1 protein-coding gene is annotated in these 323 nt (G+C 50.5%); it reads right to left on the bottom strand.

All coding sequences use genetic code 11. The features are described 5' to 3' along the window. Positions 1-53 precede the first annotated feature (53 nt). A partial coding sequence (locus tag TK45_RS16170) for a DDE-type integrase/transposase/recombinase (RefSeq protein ID WP_000629492.1) occupies positions 54-323 on the bottom strand: 270 nt, incomplete at its 5' end.

The following is a 323-nucleotide window of genomic DNA, read 5'->3' on the forward strand; positions in this document are numbered from 1 at the left end:
GGGCACTGTTGCAAAGTTAGCGATGAGGCAGCCTTTTGTCTTATTCAAAGGCCTTACATTTCAAAAACTCTGCTTACCAGGCGCATTTCGCCCAGGGGATCACCATAATAAAATGCTGAGGCCTGGCCTTTGCGTAGTGCACGCATCACCTCAATACCTTTGATGGTGGCGTAAGCCGTCTTCATGGATTTAAATCCCAGCGTGGCGCCGATTATCCGTTTCAGTTTGCCATGATCGCATTCAATCACGTTGTTCCGGTACTTAATCTGTCGGTGTTCAACGTCAGACGGGCACCGGCCTTCGCGTTTGAGCAGAGCAAGCGC

It is taken from the genome of Bowmanella sp. JS7-9 (genome assembly GCF_004329715.1).
In the GTDB taxonomy this organism is placed as follows: domain Bacteria; phylum Pseudomonadota; class Gammaproteobacteria; order Enterobacterales; family Alteromonadaceae; genus Pseudobowmanella; species Pseudobowmanella zhangzhouensis.